Raw genomic sequence first — 15,593 nt, 5'->3', positions numbered from 1 at the left:
GCTTGTGACCTTGAGGTCGACAAAAACGCGACGTCCTGTCGCATTGTCGACACTAGTACGTCCTGTACGGCGGGGGTAGGCGCTGAAACTAGACAGAAATAAAACTTGGCGTCTGCAAGTTTTATTGCAGATGCCCTCGTTTTCTTTATGCGATATTCTAAGCAGTCAGCTAATTAATTTCTAAATTATCTTTTCTTTTAAGATATTATCTTTCTATCTATCGTTTGAAGATACCTTTAAACCTCGTGGTGGTCAGACCATTTTCTCTTTTAACAAATATACCATATTTGTTGATGTTGTAAAGTAATAACATGAGTAAGGTAAAATACTATTTTTTTAGAATTACGTGTTGTTCCCCAAGGATTTCCTTTAATTTCTTAATAAATTCTTCAGCAGGATTAACTAAATCTTCCTCTCCCAGTCGAATCCTTTTTTTCGTGCTTTCATAATATAAAATAACTTGAACCTTTCCTTCATTTTCATTAAACAATTTCTTGAGATAATGAAGAATATCCGGATTTTCATTTTTTTTCGTAATCTTTAAATATAGGACAGGGTCCTTCTTCTTTTCCTTTTCGATAGCCTCATTGACTTCTTCACATCTTTGAACAATAAATTGACGCCTTCCATCCTTTTCTTCCAGCTTCCCCTCAATCAAAAGAATATTCCCTTCCTTTAGCAATACGGAAAACTTCGTATATGTATCAGGAAAAACAACTGCTTCCATTTCGTCTGTTTGGTCATTGATCGTTAAAAAGGCCATGGCAAGATTTTTTTTCGTTCTAATTTTTTTCACATTTGTCAAATAAACAACTGTACGGACACGGTTTGTACTAGGCTGCAATTGATAAAGTTGTAATGCATTCAACAATGGCAGATGCACCTCATATGAAGCAACAGGATGGTCTGATAGGTAAACCCCTAGTACCTCCTTCTCAAAAGCCAGTTTATCCTCCGAACGAATCGGGTCTATTTGTGTATACTTTGGCTTTGGAAAAAAATCACCTTCTGAAAAGAAATCAATTTGTTCATCCTCGATCTTCAGTAAATTTGCATGTTCAACTGCCGGATCAAGACTTGCAAGCAGAACAGCCCGATCTTGACCAAATTCATCAAAGCTTCCGGAATGAACTAAAGCCTCTAGCACCTTTCGATTAATCGCTTTTGCTGTCACTCGGATGGAGAAATCAAATAAATCATCAAACCGTTTATTCTTTCTTGAACGAAAAATTTCCTTAAGAGCGGATGCACCTATTCCTTTAATTGCAGCCAAGCTATATCTAATAGCCTCTTTTTCAACTAAGAATGAGTATCCGCTATTATTGATGGAAGGAGGTAGAATCTTAAGATTCATTTGCTTCAGCTCCCTCACATATTGAGAAATCTTATCCTCATTTCCGATAACAGATGTGAGCAATGCCGCCATAAAATGAAGGGGATAATGTGCCTTTAAAAAGGCAAGCTGATAAGAAATAAAGCTATAGGCAACAGCGTGGCTGCGGTTAAAGCCATAATTGGCAAAACGAACGATTAAATCATATATATCATTGGCCGTTTTTTCATTATAACCATTCTTTAAGGCTCCGTTTACAAAATGAGTTCTTTCCCTATCGAGAATTTCCTTTTGTTTTTTACTGACAGCTCTCCTTAGCAAGTCAGCCTCTCCAAGTGTGAACCCCGCCAACTTGGCTGCAATTTGCATAATTTGTTCCTGGTAAACAATCACCCCATATGTATTTTCAAGAATGGGGATTAAATCAGTGTGGGGGTATGTAACCTTTTGTTTACCATGCTTACGATCAATAAAAAGTGGAATATTTTCCATTGGGCCTGGTCTGTACAAAGCATTTACGGCAACGATATCTTCAAAGCTGGAAGGCCGGAGCTTTTTTAGTACCTTTCTCATTCCTTCAGATTCCAGCTGAAAAATTCCAGTTGTCTCCCCTCTGCTTAATAATTCAAAGGCAGCTGAATCATCAAGGGGAATTGCTTTAATATTTATTCTCTTACCGGTTTTTTTTTGAATGGACATTAAAATATTTTCAATTAGGGATAGATTTCTTAACCCAAGGAAATCCATTTTCAATAAGCCGATTTCTTCTAAATGCTCCATTGAATACTGTGTCAAATAAACCCCGTCATGTCCATTTTGAATCGGGATAACATTCACTAATGGTTTTTCACTAATAATGACCCCTGCCGCATGGGTTGAAGTATGTCTTGGAAGCCCCTCAATCTTAAGCGCCGTTTCAAACAGCCTGCGATTTAAGTCCGATTCACTAACAAACATTCTTAACGACTCAGATTCTTTATAGGCATCCTTTAAGGAAATCCCTAATTTAGAAGGAATTCTTTTCGATAGGCTATCTAATTCTTTCGGATTTAGCCCGAATGCACGTCCTACATCCCGTAATGCCGCTTTTGCTGCTAAAGTACCGAATGTAGTAATTTGAGCCACATGAAGCTCACCGTATTTCTGTGAAACATACCTGATCACTTCATCCCTGCGATGATCGGGAAAATCAATATCAATATCCGGCATTGAAATTCGCTCAGGGTTAAGGAAACGTTCAAAAAGCAGCTTATGCTCAATCGGATCAGCATCCGTTATATATAAAACATAGGCTACGATAGATCCGGCAGCCGATCCCCGGCCTGGTCCTGTTAATATGCCATTTTCTCTTGAAAACTTCATAAAATCCCAAACTATTAAGAAATAGTCGCTAAACTTCATTCTTTTGATGATTTGAAGCTCATAGGCCAGCCTTTGCCTATGCTCTTCTGTTACGTTTGAATATCTTTCTTCAAGGCCTTTCAGGCACACAGCCTCAAGGAGTTCATCTGCAGAGCCATTATTTTCTACCGGATACTTCGGGAGGTGCTGCTGATTAAGTTCGAGCATGACATTGCACTGGTCCGCAATTTTTAATGTGTTTTCAAGGGCATCCGGAAATTCTGCTAATAGCTCAGCCATTTCCTCTGCCGTTTTTAAATAGTACTCGTCGCTCTTTAAATGCTCCCTCGTTTCATCCTTAAGCTTTTCCCCGTTCTTAATGGCCAAAAGACACTCTTGTGCAAATGCATCCTCTTTTGATAAATAATAGACTTGGTTTGTTGCTGCTAGGTCAATGCCTGTTTCCTTTGATAAACGTATTAGATTAGAATGTATTATCGTTTCCTCAGCAAGCTGATGATTTTGGAAAGACAGATAATAATCGCCCTTCCCAAACAATTCCTTATATATACTAGCTGCTTCCGACGCCTTCTCATACTCATCATTTGCTAAATATTGTTCAATTTCCCCTTCCAGACCAGGGCTAATACCAATAAGGCCTTCTGAATAGCCCTTTAGCCATTTTGCTGGAATCCCTTCAGAAGATTTCGTTTGAACAACACTTGTAATTTTTAATAGATTTTGAAAGCCAATCTGATTTTTTGCCAGGAGAACAATGGGATAGGCTGAAGTGGGCTGTAATTCACTTACAGCATCAACCGTTAACCCCATAATCGGTTTAATAGATTGTTTCAAACATTCTTTATAAAAGGCAACCGCCCCGTACATAACATTGCGATCAGTCAAGGCTAATGCCGAAAAACCCTTTTGCCTTGCATCTTTGACGAGCTGCTCAACAGCAGCTGTGCTAGTCAATAAACTATACGCACTATAGACGTGAAGGTGAATAAATGACAATTTGTTCACACCCTTAATTCTTCTCTTCTTAATATTATAGGACTGTTTATGAAAAAAGGAAAATACGTTCTCTTTTTAATCAAAAATTTGATGAAGAGGATTAAACATATTTCAGTTAGTTTGTCCATAGAATGGTAGAAAACGTTTTAGCGTAAATAGCGTAAGCGTCTCTATTTCTGCGGTAAGGAAGGATGAATATGAAAATCCAGCCCTATTTTACAACATTAATTGATAGTTATTTTATTGCCCTCGGAGTAGTCATTGGTGGTTCAATTATTGGGTGCTTGGCCGCTTTTCTAACAGGAAAACCACCTTTAACGGAAGCTTATCGTATATCCAATATTATTAGAATTTGGGCTATTGTAGCAGCAATTGGCGGAACATTTGATACACTTTACAGTTTTGAGAAAGGTCTTTTTGATGGGCAAACGAAGGATTTATTTAAACAATTCTTACTGATTCTTGCCGCTTTTGGAGGAGCTCAAACAGGCGCAATGCTTATCAACATGCTAACCCAGGAGCATATCTCATGAGGATGCCACCGTACTTTTCTAGACCTGCCTGGCAGCGCTTCTTTGCTGGAATGGCGATTGGCGGGATTATCAGCTGGTTTTTTTTTCTGTATATATTTGGGGAGTGGAATGAAAAATACAGCAAGGAAATCAAAAAGCAAAGAGAAGAGATTGCTGATCTTAAGAATGATATTAAAATCTGGCAGGAGGACTACAAAGAACTGAATAAATTAAATAGTCAAAAGCTTATCGTTCAAGAAATTAAAGTAAAAATCCAAAACAGCGATAAATATAAACTAGATTCATTTAGTGTTTTTGAAATTGAAGATGAGATAAAAGAAGATATCAAAATGATGTCGGCCAAAGATATTGAGACGGTTTTTAACAGCAGTGATCTAATCGTAAGGATTATTGAGAATAAAGTTTTTAAGGTGAATGATAAGCGTTTTCGGGCTGAAGTGAAGCAAATGAAAATATACACTACGTTATCGATTAAGGTTAACATTATGCTAGATTAGGTAAATAGATAAGCCAAACCCCTTCAAGATTTTGTTGAATGGGTCTGGCTTATTATTATTTTCACCGCTTTCTAGTTCACACAAGCTTCTTCTAAGTCCTTGATGACCATGTCCTTATCATCCCATGAATAAATGGATGCTCCAGCAGCAAGCGGATGTCCTCCGCCATTATATTTTCTGGCAATTTCATTTATGATTGGACCTTTAGAACGGAGACGAACTCTAATTTGATCCTCTTCCTCAATAAAGAATACCCATGCCTTAATGCCTTTAATGTGCCCAAGGGCTCCTACTAGGAGAGAAGCCTCTGATGCCTTTACTTGAAATTCCTCTAATAATTCTTTTTTTAGAACCATTGATACAGCGCCATGTTTTTTGATTTCAAAGTTTTGCAGGACAAATCCATTTAGCTTCACAACGTTTGGCGATAGTTCATACATTTTATCAAACAGCTCTGGCCGTGAGAAATTATAGTGAATAAGCTCACCGGCATAGGCAAAGGTTTTATCAGATGTGCTTGGGAATAGAAAACGGCCTGTATCTCCTACAATTCCCGCAAATATTAATCTTGCAGCTTCATCCGACATTTTTAAGCCCTTATCCTTGCCAAAAAGATAAAATTCGTAAATCATTTCACTGACAGAACTGGCATCTGTATCAATCCACATCATATCCCCATATGGGTCAACATTTGGGTGATGGTCAATTTTTATTAATTTATCCCCTAAAGGGTATCTGTCATCACAAATCCGTTCGGCGTTTGCCGTATCACAAACAATGACTAAAGCGCCTTCATATGCATCATTTGGGATTTGATCCAGTCTGCGCAAGTAGTAAAGCGTTTCCTCTTCCTTTCCAACGGTATAAATGGTCTTTTCGGGAAAAGAGGCTTTAAGAATCTCAGCTAGGCCTCCCTGAGATCCGTATGCATCTGGATCTGGACGAGCATGCCTATGGATAATGATCGTTTCATAATCTTTTATCGTGTTTAATATTTTCTCTTTCATGATCTGCTCCTTTATGATCAATAAATTTATTTTACCTTGTAGGAAAAGAAAAAGAGTATGCTCTGGCATTTTTTTTGATAAAAAGTTAAAATAGCCTCAGAGCAATGAAAAATGGAGGTTAAGTCAATCATGCCAGTGTTAGTTATTTTAATTACCATCGCACTTTCATTTTATCTATATTACAAAGTAAAATTTGTACGCTGCAAGAAACCAGCTGAAAAGAAGTGGATTTCTTCTAAATCAAGTATGTCTCTAGGTGTTTTTATCGGATTATATGGCCTAAACCAGTTTTTCCTAAATGGAAATACAGCTACTTATATTATCGGTGGAATCTTTTTTCTATTAGGGGCCTATAATATTTTTGCCGGCCTTAAAGCCTATAAATATTATTTGCCGATTGCTGCAAATGAAGCAAAAGAATCATAATTTTTTAAAGCCGCTCCTTGATGGAACGGCTTTTATTTTTTGTCTGGCTATAGCGCCAAGTGCTTCCGCTTTTCTTATCTCTCAATCAATTGACACATCATCATCGCCTTGCCAACGAGAACCCCTTCATTGTAAACCTCTACATCTACCTTCCCGAATTTTCGTCCTACTTCTAGTACACGCGGATAAATCTCTAGCATACTCTCAATTTGTACGGGTTTAAGGAAATAAATAGTCATATTCTCGACAACTAAATCACCTTTTTTATAATTCCGCAGAACCCGATTGGCGGCTTCTGAAACGATTGTTGTAAATACCCCATAAGAGATGGTGCCAAGATGATTGGTCATCTGCGGTGTAACCTCACAGCGATACACATCTTCGCCTTTCGTCTTTCCCCTCATTAGCACAAGCTGATTGGTCACAATATCATCAATCGTTTCACCGACTTGGGGCTGACGCTGAATCATTTGGAGCGCCTTTAACACATCCTGTCTTGTAATGATTCCTTCAAGCCTATTCGAGTCATCAACAACCGGGAGAACCTCAATTCCTTCCCAAACCATCATGTGCGAAGAGGAAGCGACACTTGTTTGTTTCCCTACAGTCATTGGATTCTTCGTCATTAACTTATCAATTTGTGTATCGGGATCATGCCCCATAATATCCTTAGATGTAACCATCCCAATTACCTTTGAATTTTTATCAACTACCGGGAACCGTCCATGATTTGTTTCTTTATTAATTTGGAGCCAATCCGAAACTTTATCAGTCGGTTTGACGTATACCGTTTTTTCAAGAGGAGTTAATATATCCTCTACAAGGACTATCTCCTTCTTAATTAGCTGATCATAAATGGCCCGGTTGATCATCGTTGCTACAGTAAATGTATCATAGCTGCTTGAAATGATTGGGAGCTGCAATTTATCTGCGAGTTTTTTCACACTTTCCTCTGTGTCAAAACCGCCAGTAATAAGTACAGCCGCACCTGCCTTAAGGGCGGATTCATGTATTTGCGTTCGATTACCGACAATGAGCAAGCTGCCTGCGTCCGTGTACCTCATCACGGCTTCTAGTTTCATAGCCCCGATTACAAATTTGCTCAATGTTTTATGCAAACCATCTCTTCCGCCTAAAACCTGGCCATCAACAATATTAACGACCTCGGCAAAAGTCAGCTTTTCAATATTTTCTTTCTTCTTCCGCTCTATCCGAATCGTACCAACCCGTTCAATGGTACTGACATACCCTTTGTTCTCTGCATCCTTTATAGCCCGGTAGGCTGTTCCTTCGCTGACGCTCAGTGCCTTGGCGATTTGTCTAACTGATATTTTCTCTCCGACAGGCAATTCATCGATATATTGCAAAATTTGTTCATGTTTTGTAGCCAAGACGTTCACCCTTTTTCAATAATTCCTATTATCTATTATAAGGTTACAAACGCCTTTATTTCAATTCGATGTGACAAGTCTTTACATTTAAACTGCAGCTAGATCCGTATTCTCTATATACGAAACAATTTCTTCACCAATTGCAATAGAGGCAGTTGCTGCCGGAGATGGGGCATTGCAAACATGAATTGATCTTTTACCTTTTATTATCATAAAATCATCGATCAATTTTCCATCCATTGTGAGTGCCTGAGCGCGTACTCCAGAGTCCGCCTCCACCAAATCATCTTTTTCTAAAGAAGGAACAAGTTTTCTTAATGATTCTAAAAATTTATTTTTGTTAATAGAACGGTACATTTCTCCCATCCCATACTTCATATTTTGCTTTGCAATTTTCCAAAACGCCGGGTATGTTAAAACATCGTACATATCATACAAATTAAAGTCTGTTTTTTTATAGCCTTCTCGCTTTAAAGCTAAAACAGCATTAGGACCTGCATGTATTTCACCATTCGTCATTCTCGTTAGATGCACTCCTAAAAATGGAAACTTTGGATCTGGCACTGGATAGATCAAATTCTTTACTAAATGTGATTTAGATTCTTTCAGTTTAAAGTATTCACCTCTAAATGGAATAATTTTCATTTTTGGATTCACACCTGCTAATTTAGCAACCCTGTCACTGAAAAGTCCTGCGCAATTAATTAATTTCTTCCCATAAAATGTCCCTTTGTTCGTACCTACCGAAATCTCTTTATCATTTTCATGAATTTCTTCAACAATAGTACCTGTTTTTATGTCCCCGCCACTTGTTAAAATAAAATTAGCAAAAGCTTTTGATACTTCTTTATAATCCACAATTCCTGCCGCAGGTACCTTGATTGCTTGAATGCCATTAACATTCGGCTCTATTTCAAGCATCTGTTCTTTATTTATTTTTTCTAGCTGTAGGCCATTATCCAAGCCGCGTTTATATAATTTTTCTAATTCATCTAATTCATTAACATCAGTGGCGACAATAATCTTGCCGCAAATATCATATTCAATTTCATTTTCATTACAAAATTGAATTAATTTTTCTCCACCACTTCTTGCAAATCTAGCCTTTAAACTTCCAGGCTTATAGTAAATTCCAGAATGAATGACTCCACTATTTCTTCCTGTTTGGTGGGTTGCCCACTCATTTTCTTTTTCTAGCAGTAATAATTTCACATTAGGATATTTTTTCATAATGGAATATCCAGTTGATAAACCGACAATTCCGCCGCCAATAATAATATAATCATATTTCATTTTTTATACATCCCCTTTTTCAAATCGTAAAGTTGTAGGACATCTTTTGTAAAATTAATATCTTATTTGACAAATCTAATTTATTAAAATACCATTATTAATAGTATTTTAATCTCTTCCTAATAGAAAATGCAAGCTAATTTCTGAATTTTCTATTTCAAACTTGTATGACAACTTTCTTTGAAAGGATGAATATTTAATGAAAAGGGAAAAATACGTTTTGTCGCAGCATATCGTCCGCGATATCATTACTAAAATTCATAGCGGAGAATTCCCCTTGAATTCAAAACTCCCTTCCGAGCTAACATTGGCAAGCACATATAAAGTTGGCCGGTCAAAAATTAGAGAGGCGCTCAGTGTATTAAAATCCCTTGGAATTCTAACCTCTAAACAAGGAGGCGGGCATTATATCGGTGAAGTAGACATTCAATTTTTATTAGAAAACATTGAGGTTGATACAGATGAGTATTTAGAAATTAAGTCTCTTTTTGAATTAAGGTATATTTTAGATACGGAAGCCGCATTTTTAGCAGCGGAAAGAAGAACTGAGGAAGATATAGTAGAGTTGCGAAAGGCGCTTCTTGAATTCGAGCAATCCCTTCGCTCTCCAAATGATGCCGGCCAGGATGCAGATTACCATTTCCACCGTGCCATGATTAGCGCAACACATAATCCATTTATGATCAAAGTATTAGATGATCTATCGGAAAAGTATCATAAGGCTCTTAGTGTCACTTTGAAGCAAAATATTGGATTAAACGAAAAGAGGCATTCAGTTTATAAAGAACATGAAGATATTTTGAAGGCAATTGAAGAGGGGAAGCCTGAATTGGCGAAAGTCTATTGTAAAATACATCTCGATAATGTACAGAAAAAGCTCAATTTCTTGTACTTTTTTAATCAGTGAATAAAATCCATACAGTTTTATTCTTTCACAAAAAAAAGACTGGATCTACAGTCTCAAATAAATTGAAAAGATGAGCGTTGTATTGCCAATAATCTGCAATTATAGTTTCCACATTATCCTGTTAATTGTTCACGCAGTTTTATTTTGAGAATTTTTCCGGAACTTGTTTTTGGTAATTCTTTAACAATCTCAATTATTTGCGGAACTTTGTATGTGGCTAGGTTTTGTCGACAATATGCTCCTAACTCTTCATGAATATTTTTATAATCACCTGACTTCAAAGTGATGATTGCCTTTACAAGCTCTCCCTTATCAGCATCTGGGTATCCAATGACAGCTACTTCCAAAACTGCAGGATGCTGGTAAAAGACTTCTTCTATTTCTCTTGGATATACATTAAATCCTGAACGAATAATTATATCTTTTTTTCTGTCAATAATGTACAAATACCCCTCACTATCTCTCTTTGCAATATCCCCTGTTTTAAACCAGCCATTTACAAAGGCTAATTCATTTTCCTCAGCGCGGTTCCAATACCCCTTCATAACATTTGGGCCTTGGACGAGCAGCTCGCCTGACTCATCAATTTGAACTTCTTCTAACAGTTCATTAACTATTTTCACTCTGATATCTTGCATAGGCAGTCCAATACTTCCTGATTTTTTCCTTCCTTTTGGAGGGTTGAATGTCACGACGGGGGAAGTCTCAGATAACCCATAACCTTCAACAATCTCAAAACCAAAAGTATCACGCCATTTATTAAAGATTTCTTCAGGTAATGGGGCGGCACCAGAAAATGCTATTCTTAATTTCAAGTTATAACTCTTAATATTTGGATCATTTAACATATACGTGTACATTGTTGGAGGCCCAAAAAAGAATGTAATTTCCTCTTCCTCCATCGTACTTAAAGTCTTCGAACTTGATTCCCATCTAGGCAACAGGCAGCTGTAGCCGCCACTATATATCGTAGAGTTTAAGCAACATGTCTGTGCAGCTGTATGGAATAGAGGAGCAACAATCAGTGTTTTTTCATTTTCATCCATATCAAAAGCTTCAGCATATGTCTTAGCATTATGATATAGATTATTATGCGTCAGTACAGCACCTTTTGGTAAACCCATTGTTCCAGAGGTGTATATTATTGAGCTTTCCTCTATCCTTTTCGTTATTATTGTACTTTCTGCCATTCCATTATGAAGAATATCACTGAAGGAGTTTTTATTATTCACCATTATATACAGCGGCTTTCCTTCAATCCTTGTATTAAGCAAACTTTCTTTAACTTTTTCATCAGTAATAATTATTTTTGGCATACTATCGTTTAAAGTTATTCCGAACTCTCTAGGCGTCAGAGCTGGATTAATTGGCACAGATATTGCTCCAACACGCATACAAGCATAATAACTAATAATAAATTCCGGACAATTAGCTAGAATAATTGCAATACGATCTCCAGATTCAACCCCACTTATACAAAAATAAATGGCCAGTTTTTGTATTTCATCATTTAATTGCTTGTAAGTATAAGAGCCTGATTCCCAGCCAACTGCTAACTTACTAGGTATTGTTCTAGCATGTTTTTGTAGAATGAGATCTAAATTCATTCACCTACCGCCTTTCTTGATTTTCAATTAAAAATTAATCGTTTACATTTTCAATAATGACAGAAATACCTTGGCCTCCACCGATGCATAAACTTGCTAATCCAAATCTCTTATTTCGCCTTTGCAGCTCATAAGAAAGTGTCAGCAATAGACGTGCCCCACTTGCCCCAACAGGATGACCTAGGGCTATTGCACCGCCATTTACATTTAGCTTATCAAGATCAATCCCTAACTCCTTTTTGACAGATAGCACTTGAACCGCAAATGCTTCATTTACCTCAAATATATCAATATCTTTTATTTGCAAATTTGCTCTTCTTAATGCTTGAAGGGTGGATGGAACAGGACCAATCCCCATATACCTTGGGTCTACACCGGCAATGCCATAAGAAACAATTCTAGCCAAAGGTTTGGCACTATGCTCTTCAATAAATCGGTCATCACCAAGAACTAAGGCACATGCACCATCATTAATTCCACTTGATGTTGCCGCAGTTACACTTCCATCTTTTTTAAATGCCGGACGCATATTTCTAATTTTCTCTAATTTGATATCTGGTTTTGGATGTTCATCTTTTTCTAGTAAAAGCTCCCCATTCTCTTTGAGTACTGATACTAATTCCTTTGTAAAAACTCCCTTTTCTTGAGCAATCGCGGCTCTTTTTTGGCTTAGTAATGCGTATTCTTCTTGCTCCGTACGTGAAATATCATATTTACTCGCTAGATTTTCAGCTGTTATTCCCATGCCTAACTGACAATATTGGTCTGTTAAGGTGGATACTAGAATATCCTCAACCTGTGGGACGCCCATTTTGGTTCCGTTAAACCTAATGCCTCTAATAATATGGGGGCTCATCGACATATTTTCAGCACCGCCAGCAATCGTTCCACTAGCTTCATCTAATAAAATGGCCTGAGTTGCATTTACAACAGCCTGAAGCCCAGAACCACAAAGGCGATTTACGGTTAACGCAGGGGCAGTTTCAGGAATACCCGCTTTTAAAGAAATATGGCGAGCTAAGTAAGAGGAGTTTGCACTTGTATGAATGACATTCCCAAAAAAAGTTTGTTCAATAGAGTCTGCAGGAACATTACTTTTTTGAATAGCGCTTTTAGCAGCAATAACACCTAGGTCTGTAACTTCAACATCCTTTAATTTACCCCCAAATGCACCAAATGGAGTTCGTGCACCTTCTATCACATAAACATTCTTCATGTCATTACCTCCCTATTTTCCTATGAAGGTTGCTTTCCTTTTATCAAGAAATGCACTTACGCCCTCTTCAGCATCCCTACTTAGGAACGTTTCAGCGAATATTTCCATTTCATAGCGAATTCCTTCCGACAATGATATCTCCAATCCTCGATTTATAGTTTTCTTAATGTTTTGCAATGATCGCTTTGGTTTTTCCTTTAGTATATTTGCCCATTTCATCGCTTCTTCTTCAACTGCTCCAACAGCTGTTATCTGATTGACAAGCCCATATTTTTTCGCTTCTTCTGCATTGATTGATGTACCAAACATCATCATTTCCATCGCTTTTGACTTGCCTACTATTCTTGGAAGACGTTGTGTTCCGCCAGCGCCAGGGAATATCCCTAAATTAACCTCTGGTAATCCAAGCGTCGTGTTTTCATCACAAATTCTAAAATCACATGCAAGAGCAAGCTCTAAACCTCCTCCTAACACATGTCCCTTTAAGGCAGCAATTACGGGGATTGGAAGTAGGGTTAACAATTCAAATGCCCGGTGGAAATTACCAGATAATGAAATATCTCTGCTGCCGAGTTTAGACACAAATTGATTAATATCGGCCCCGGCAGAAAAAGCCTTTTCACCAGCTCCTTTTATAACCAATACATTTACATCTTCACGACCATATAATTCTTCTAAAAAATAGGTCATCTTTTGAATAACAGCTGGATTTAATGGGTTGTACGGCGGCCTATTAATCTCTATAATTGCTACTTTCTCATATATTTCACATAAACAAACTTCTTCCATTCCCACCACTCCTTAAACATATGAATAAAACCCTTTTCCTGTTTTTCTTCCTAAATCACCTGCCTCCACCATTTTTTTTAATAACGGACAAGGTCGATACTTCGAATCGTTAAACCCTTCATACAATGCTTCTAATGCCCATAAAGTAATGTCTAATCCAGCCATATCAATTGTTTTAAGCGGACCCATCGTATGTCCATAACCGTGAATAAAACCTTGATCGATCTCTTCTGGACTTCCTACTCCCTCCATAACAGCAAAACAAGCTTCATTTACCATAGGCAGCCATATTCTGTTCATCAAGAAGCCAGGAAAATCTTTTTCTGCAACAATCATTCTTTTACCGAGTTTTTCTCCCAATTCTTTGGCATATTCAAAGGTTTCAAGTGAAGTTTTATATCCTTTTACAATTTCTAACAGCGGCATCATCGGAACAGGGCTAAAGAAGTGCATGCCAATAACTTTTTCTGGCCGTGAAGTAACGCTTGCTATTTCTGTAACTGATAAGCAAGAGGTATTCGTAGCAAGCAGGCATTCATCCTTAGCTAAATGATCAATTTTTTTAAATACATCCTTTTTTAGCTGCATTTTTTCAGGTACAGCTTCAATAATGACATCTGCTTCAGTAATAGCATCCCATTTAGTAGTGAATGATATTTTCGATAGGATTTCATCCCGATTATTAATAATTTTTTTTCGAGCAAATCGATCAAGCGAATCAGAAATCCGCTTTTTGGCTAATTCGAGCGACTCCAGTGTTACATCTATGATTATTACGTCCATGTTTGCTTGTGCAGCAACCTGGCCTATACCTGAACCCATCAACCCTCCACCAATAATACATATGTTCATTTTGGATCATCCCCTTAAAAAATCGTTTGGCAACTATCGTTCTTTGAATGTCATGGATATCCACAATTATTTAATAATTTTGCTATATCTCAGTTAGGGAGAGAAAAAAATTCTCTCCCTAAATTAGAAAGCTAACTCTAATTATTAACCTGAGGTTCCTCAATTGAGACATCTTTTGGCCAAACAGTGAGTAGTTCCCCATTTATCCACTGATTTACGTATGGTTGCCCATTCCGGTTCTGTCCAGTTTCTTGATTGAACTCTACACCCCATCCAGTGGCAGTTGTCCCAGCTTCAACTGTATATTTTAAGGCAGCTTCTTTTAATTTATCTGGATCTACTTCTCCAACTTCTGTGAGAACATCAAGAACAACTTTAAAACCCATATAGTTGGCCAATGAGTGGCCGGATCGTGGTTCATGATCGTATTTATTTTTGTAAAGTTCTATAAATTCATCCATTCCAGGAGTAAAATCACGATTAATACTGTATTGTGGGAAATCGATATTGAATAGTCCATTTGCCATATCGCCCACAGCATCTCTGAAATCAGTCATCGTATGTCCTCCGCCATTTCCTATGAAAACAGGCACTTTAAAGCCAAGTTCCTCACTTTGTCTAGCTAACAGAATAGCATCGTTTAAATAAGCAACCGCAATTAATACATCCGGTTCAGCTTTCTTTAGGTTTAATACAACTGAACTTAGATCATTTGTTCCTGAACTATACCCTTGAGTAGTTACAATATTAATTCCTTCTGTATCAGCCAGCTTCTTTGCTTCTTCAGCAATTGTTGTTCCGTAGGATGAATCTTCATGGACAATGGCTACTTTTAAATCACCTACATTTTTTCCAAGCTTATTAGCCACAACTTCTTTGATAAAATCAATATTCACTTTTGAGAAATAGGATGCTGGAGGATTTGTCCTTAATACATATTTATAGCTTCGATCCGTAATTGAATCGGCTACAGCGCCCAGCTCCCAAAATAATACCCCATTTCTTTCAGCCACTTCACTGGCTGCGAACGAGATGCCACTAGAAAACGACCCAACAATTGTCTTGATATTCTCTTGGTTTATCAAACGATTAGCCTCAGACTGAGCTGCATCGGGATCAACAGCATCTCCTTTTACTAGCTTAATCTTCTTTCCATTAACCCCACCATTACCATTTACCTCTTCAACTGCCAATTCTACTCCTCGGAAGCTTTCTTCGCCTAAAAGCGCTAGGCTGCCTGAAAGGGGAAATAACGCTCCAATATCAAATGTTTCAGACTCAACATTGCTGCCGCCGCCATTGCTTGCTTTATTTGAATTGCAAGCTGTCAATACAACTAGAACTGCAACCATTAAAAACATCAATATTTTTTTCATATTAATCC

At 37.5% G+C, this 15,593-nt stretch carries 13 protein-coding genes; 4 read left to right on the top strand and 9 right to left on the bottom strand.

What is annotated here, in order from left to right:
* Positions 1 to 328 precede the first annotated feature (328 nt).
* Positions 329 to 3,691 carry a DNA polymerase III subunit alpha gene (gene dnaE, locus AR328_RS07190; RefSeq protein WP_066292490.1) on the bottom strand — a complete coding sequence of 1,121 codons (3,363 nt, stop codon included), beginning with the start codon at positions 3,689 to 3,691 and terminating at the stop codon, positions 329 to 331.
* A 197-nt stretch (positions 3,692 to 3,888) separates the two neighbouring features.
* On the opposite strand from dnaE, the gene AR328_RS07185 reads away from it, so the two are divergent.
* Together AR328_RS07185 and ytrI are read left to right on the top strand one after the other, a co-directional pair.
* Positions 3,889 to 4,224, top strand: coding sequence for a YtrH family sporulation protein (locus tag AR328_RS07185; RefSeq protein ID WP_066292488.1), 336 nt, complete (start codon positions 3,889 to 3,891; stop codon positions 4,222 to 4,224).
* A complete protein-coding gene (gene ytrI / locus AR328_RS07180) occupies positions 4,221 to 4,721 on the top strand; it encodes a sporulation membrane protein YtrI (protein WP_066292483.1) in 501 nt (166 codons plus the stop codon). Before AR328_RS07185 ends, ytrI begins: the two co-directional genes overlap by 4 nt.
* Positions 4,722 to 4,792: 71 nt before the next feature.
* Here the strand turns inward: ytrI and AR328_RS07175 are convergent, their stop codons facing one another.
* Entirely contained in the window at positions 4,793 to 5,728 is a 936-nt protein-coding gene (locus AR328_RS07175; RefSeq protein WP_066292480.1) for a DHH family phosphoesterase, read from the bottom strand.
* Between the two features lie 129 nt (positions 5,729 to 5,857).
* Here AR328_RS07175 and AR328_RS07170 point away from each other — a divergent pair, with 129 nt between their 5' ends.
* The gene (locus tag AR328_RS07170) at positions 5,858 to 6,154 is read left to right on the top strand and encodes a YtpI family protein (protein WP_066292477.1); all 297 of its coding nucleotides are present in this window, start codon (positions 5,858 to 5,860) and stop codon (positions 6,152 to 6,154) included.
* A gap of 74 nt (positions 6,155 to 6,228) precedes the next feature.
* Here the strand turns inward: AR328_RS07170 and AR328_RS07165 are convergent, their stop codons facing one another.
* Both AR328_RS07165 and lhgO read right to left on the bottom strand, forming a co-directional pair.
* A complete protein-coding gene (locus AR328_RS07165) occupies positions 6,229 to 7,545 on the bottom strand; it encodes a CBS domain-containing protein (RefSeq protein WP_066292473.1) in 1,317 nt (438 codons plus the stop codon).
* An 87-nt stretch (positions 7,546 to 7,632) separates the two neighbouring features.
* The gene (lhgO, locus tag AR328_RS07160) at positions 7,633 to 8,838 is read right to left on the bottom strand and encodes an L-2-hydroxyglutarate oxidase (RefSeq protein WP_066292470.1); all 1,206 of its coding nucleotides are present in this window, start codon (positions 8,836 to 8,838) and stop codon (positions 7,633 to 7,635) included.
* Positions 8,839 to 9,037: 199 nt separating this feature from the next.
* On the opposite strand from lhgO, the gene AR328_RS07155 reads away from it, so the two are divergent.
* Entirely contained in the window at positions 9,038 to 9,745 is a 708-nt protein-coding gene (locus tag AR328_RS07155; protein ID WP_066292468.1) for a FadR/GntR family transcriptional regulator, read from the top strand.
* 113 nt (positions 9,746 to 9,858) lie between these two features.
* On the opposite strand, the gene AR328_RS07150 is transcribed toward AR328_RS07155, so the two are convergent.
* From AR328_RS07150 to AR328_RS07130, 5 genes are all read right to left on the bottom strand, one after another.
* Entirely contained in the window at positions 9,859 to 11,352 is a 1,494-nt protein-coding gene (locus AR328_RS07150) for an AMP-binding protein (protein WP_066292459.1), read from the bottom strand.
* A 34-nt stretch (positions 11,353 to 11,386) separates the two neighbouring features.
* Positions 11,387 to 12,568, bottom strand: coding sequence for a thiolase family protein (locus AR328_RS07145; protein WP_066292456.1), 1,182 nt, complete (start codon positions 12,566 to 12,568; stop codon positions 11,387 to 11,389).
* 12 nt (positions 12,569 to 12,580) lie between these two features.
* Positions 12,581 to 13,357 (bottom strand): enoyl-CoA hydratase/isomerase family protein, encoded by a 777-nt coding sequence (locus tag AR328_RS07140; RefSeq protein ID WP_066292453.1) that lies wholly within the window; start codon positions 13,355 to 13,357, stop codon positions 12,581 to 12,583.
* Between the two features lie 12 nt (positions 13,358 to 13,369).
* A complete protein-coding gene (locus AR328_RS07135) occupies positions 13,370 to 14,209 on the bottom strand; it encodes a 3-hydroxyacyl-CoA dehydrogenase family protein (RefSeq protein ID WP_066292447.1) in 840 nt (279 codons plus the stop codon).
* Positions 14,210 to 14,346: 137 nt separating this feature from the next.
* Complete coding sequence (locus tag AR328_RS07130) at positions 14,347 to 15,585, bottom strand: ABC transporter substrate-binding protein (RefSeq protein WP_066292444.1); 1,239 nt, start codon at positions 15,583 to 15,585, stop codon at positions 14,347 to 14,349.
* Positions 15,586 to 15,593: the final 8 nt, after the last annotated feature.

Origin of the sequence: Bacillus sp. FJAT-29937 (genome assembly GCF_001509555.1) — a bacterium.
In the GTDB taxonomy this organism is placed as follows: domain Bacteria; phylum Bacillota; class Bacilli; order Bacillales; family Cytobacillaceae; genus Cytobacillus.
This window is presented reverse-complemented; position numbering and strand designations above follow the sequence as displayed.

Bases quoted from the DNA above. Each gene is read 5' to 3' on its own strand.
- AR328_RS07185 (WP_066292488.1), top strand. From the start codon at position 3,889: ATGAAAATCCAGCCCTATTTTACAACATTAATTGATAGTTATTTTATT.
- ytrI (WP_066292483.1), top strand. From the start codon at position 4,221: ATGAGGATGCCACCGTACTTTTCTAGACCTGCCTGGCAGCGCTTCTTT.
- AR328_RS07175 (WP_066292480.1), bottom strand. From the start codon at position 5,728: ATGAAAGAGAAAATATTAAACACGATAAAAGATTATGAAACGATCATT.
- AR328_RS07170 (WP_066292477.1), top strand. From the start codon at position 5,858: ATGCCAGTGTTAGTTATTTTAATTACCATCGCACTTTCATTTTATCTA.
- lhgO (WP_066292470.1), bottom strand. From the start codon at position 8,838: ATGAAATATGATTATATTATTATTGGCGGCGGAATTGTCGGTTTATCA.
- AR328_RS07155 (WP_066292468.1), top strand. From the start codon at position 9,038: ATGAAAAGGGAAAAATACGTTTTGTCGCAGCATATCGTCCGCGATATC.
- AR328_RS07150 (WP_066292459.1), bottom strand. From the start codon at position 11,352: ATGAATTTAGATCTCATTCTACAAAAACATGCTAGAACAATACCTAGT.
- AR328_RS07145 (WP_066292456.1), bottom strand. From the start codon at position 12,568: ATGAAGAATGTTTATGTGATAGAAGGTGCACGAACTCCATTTGGTGCA.
- AR328_RS07140 (WP_066292453.1), bottom strand. From the start codon at position 13,357: ATGGAAGAAGTTTGTTTATGTGAAATATATGAGAAAGTAGCAATTATA.
- AR328_RS07135 (WP_066292447.1), bottom strand. From the start codon at position 14,209: ATGAACATATGTATTATTGGTGGAGGGTTGATGGGTTCAGGTATAGGC.
- AR328_RS07130 (WP_066292444.1), bottom strand. From the start codon at position 15,585: ATGAAAAAAATATTGATGTTTTTAATGGTTGCAGTTCTAGTTGTATTG.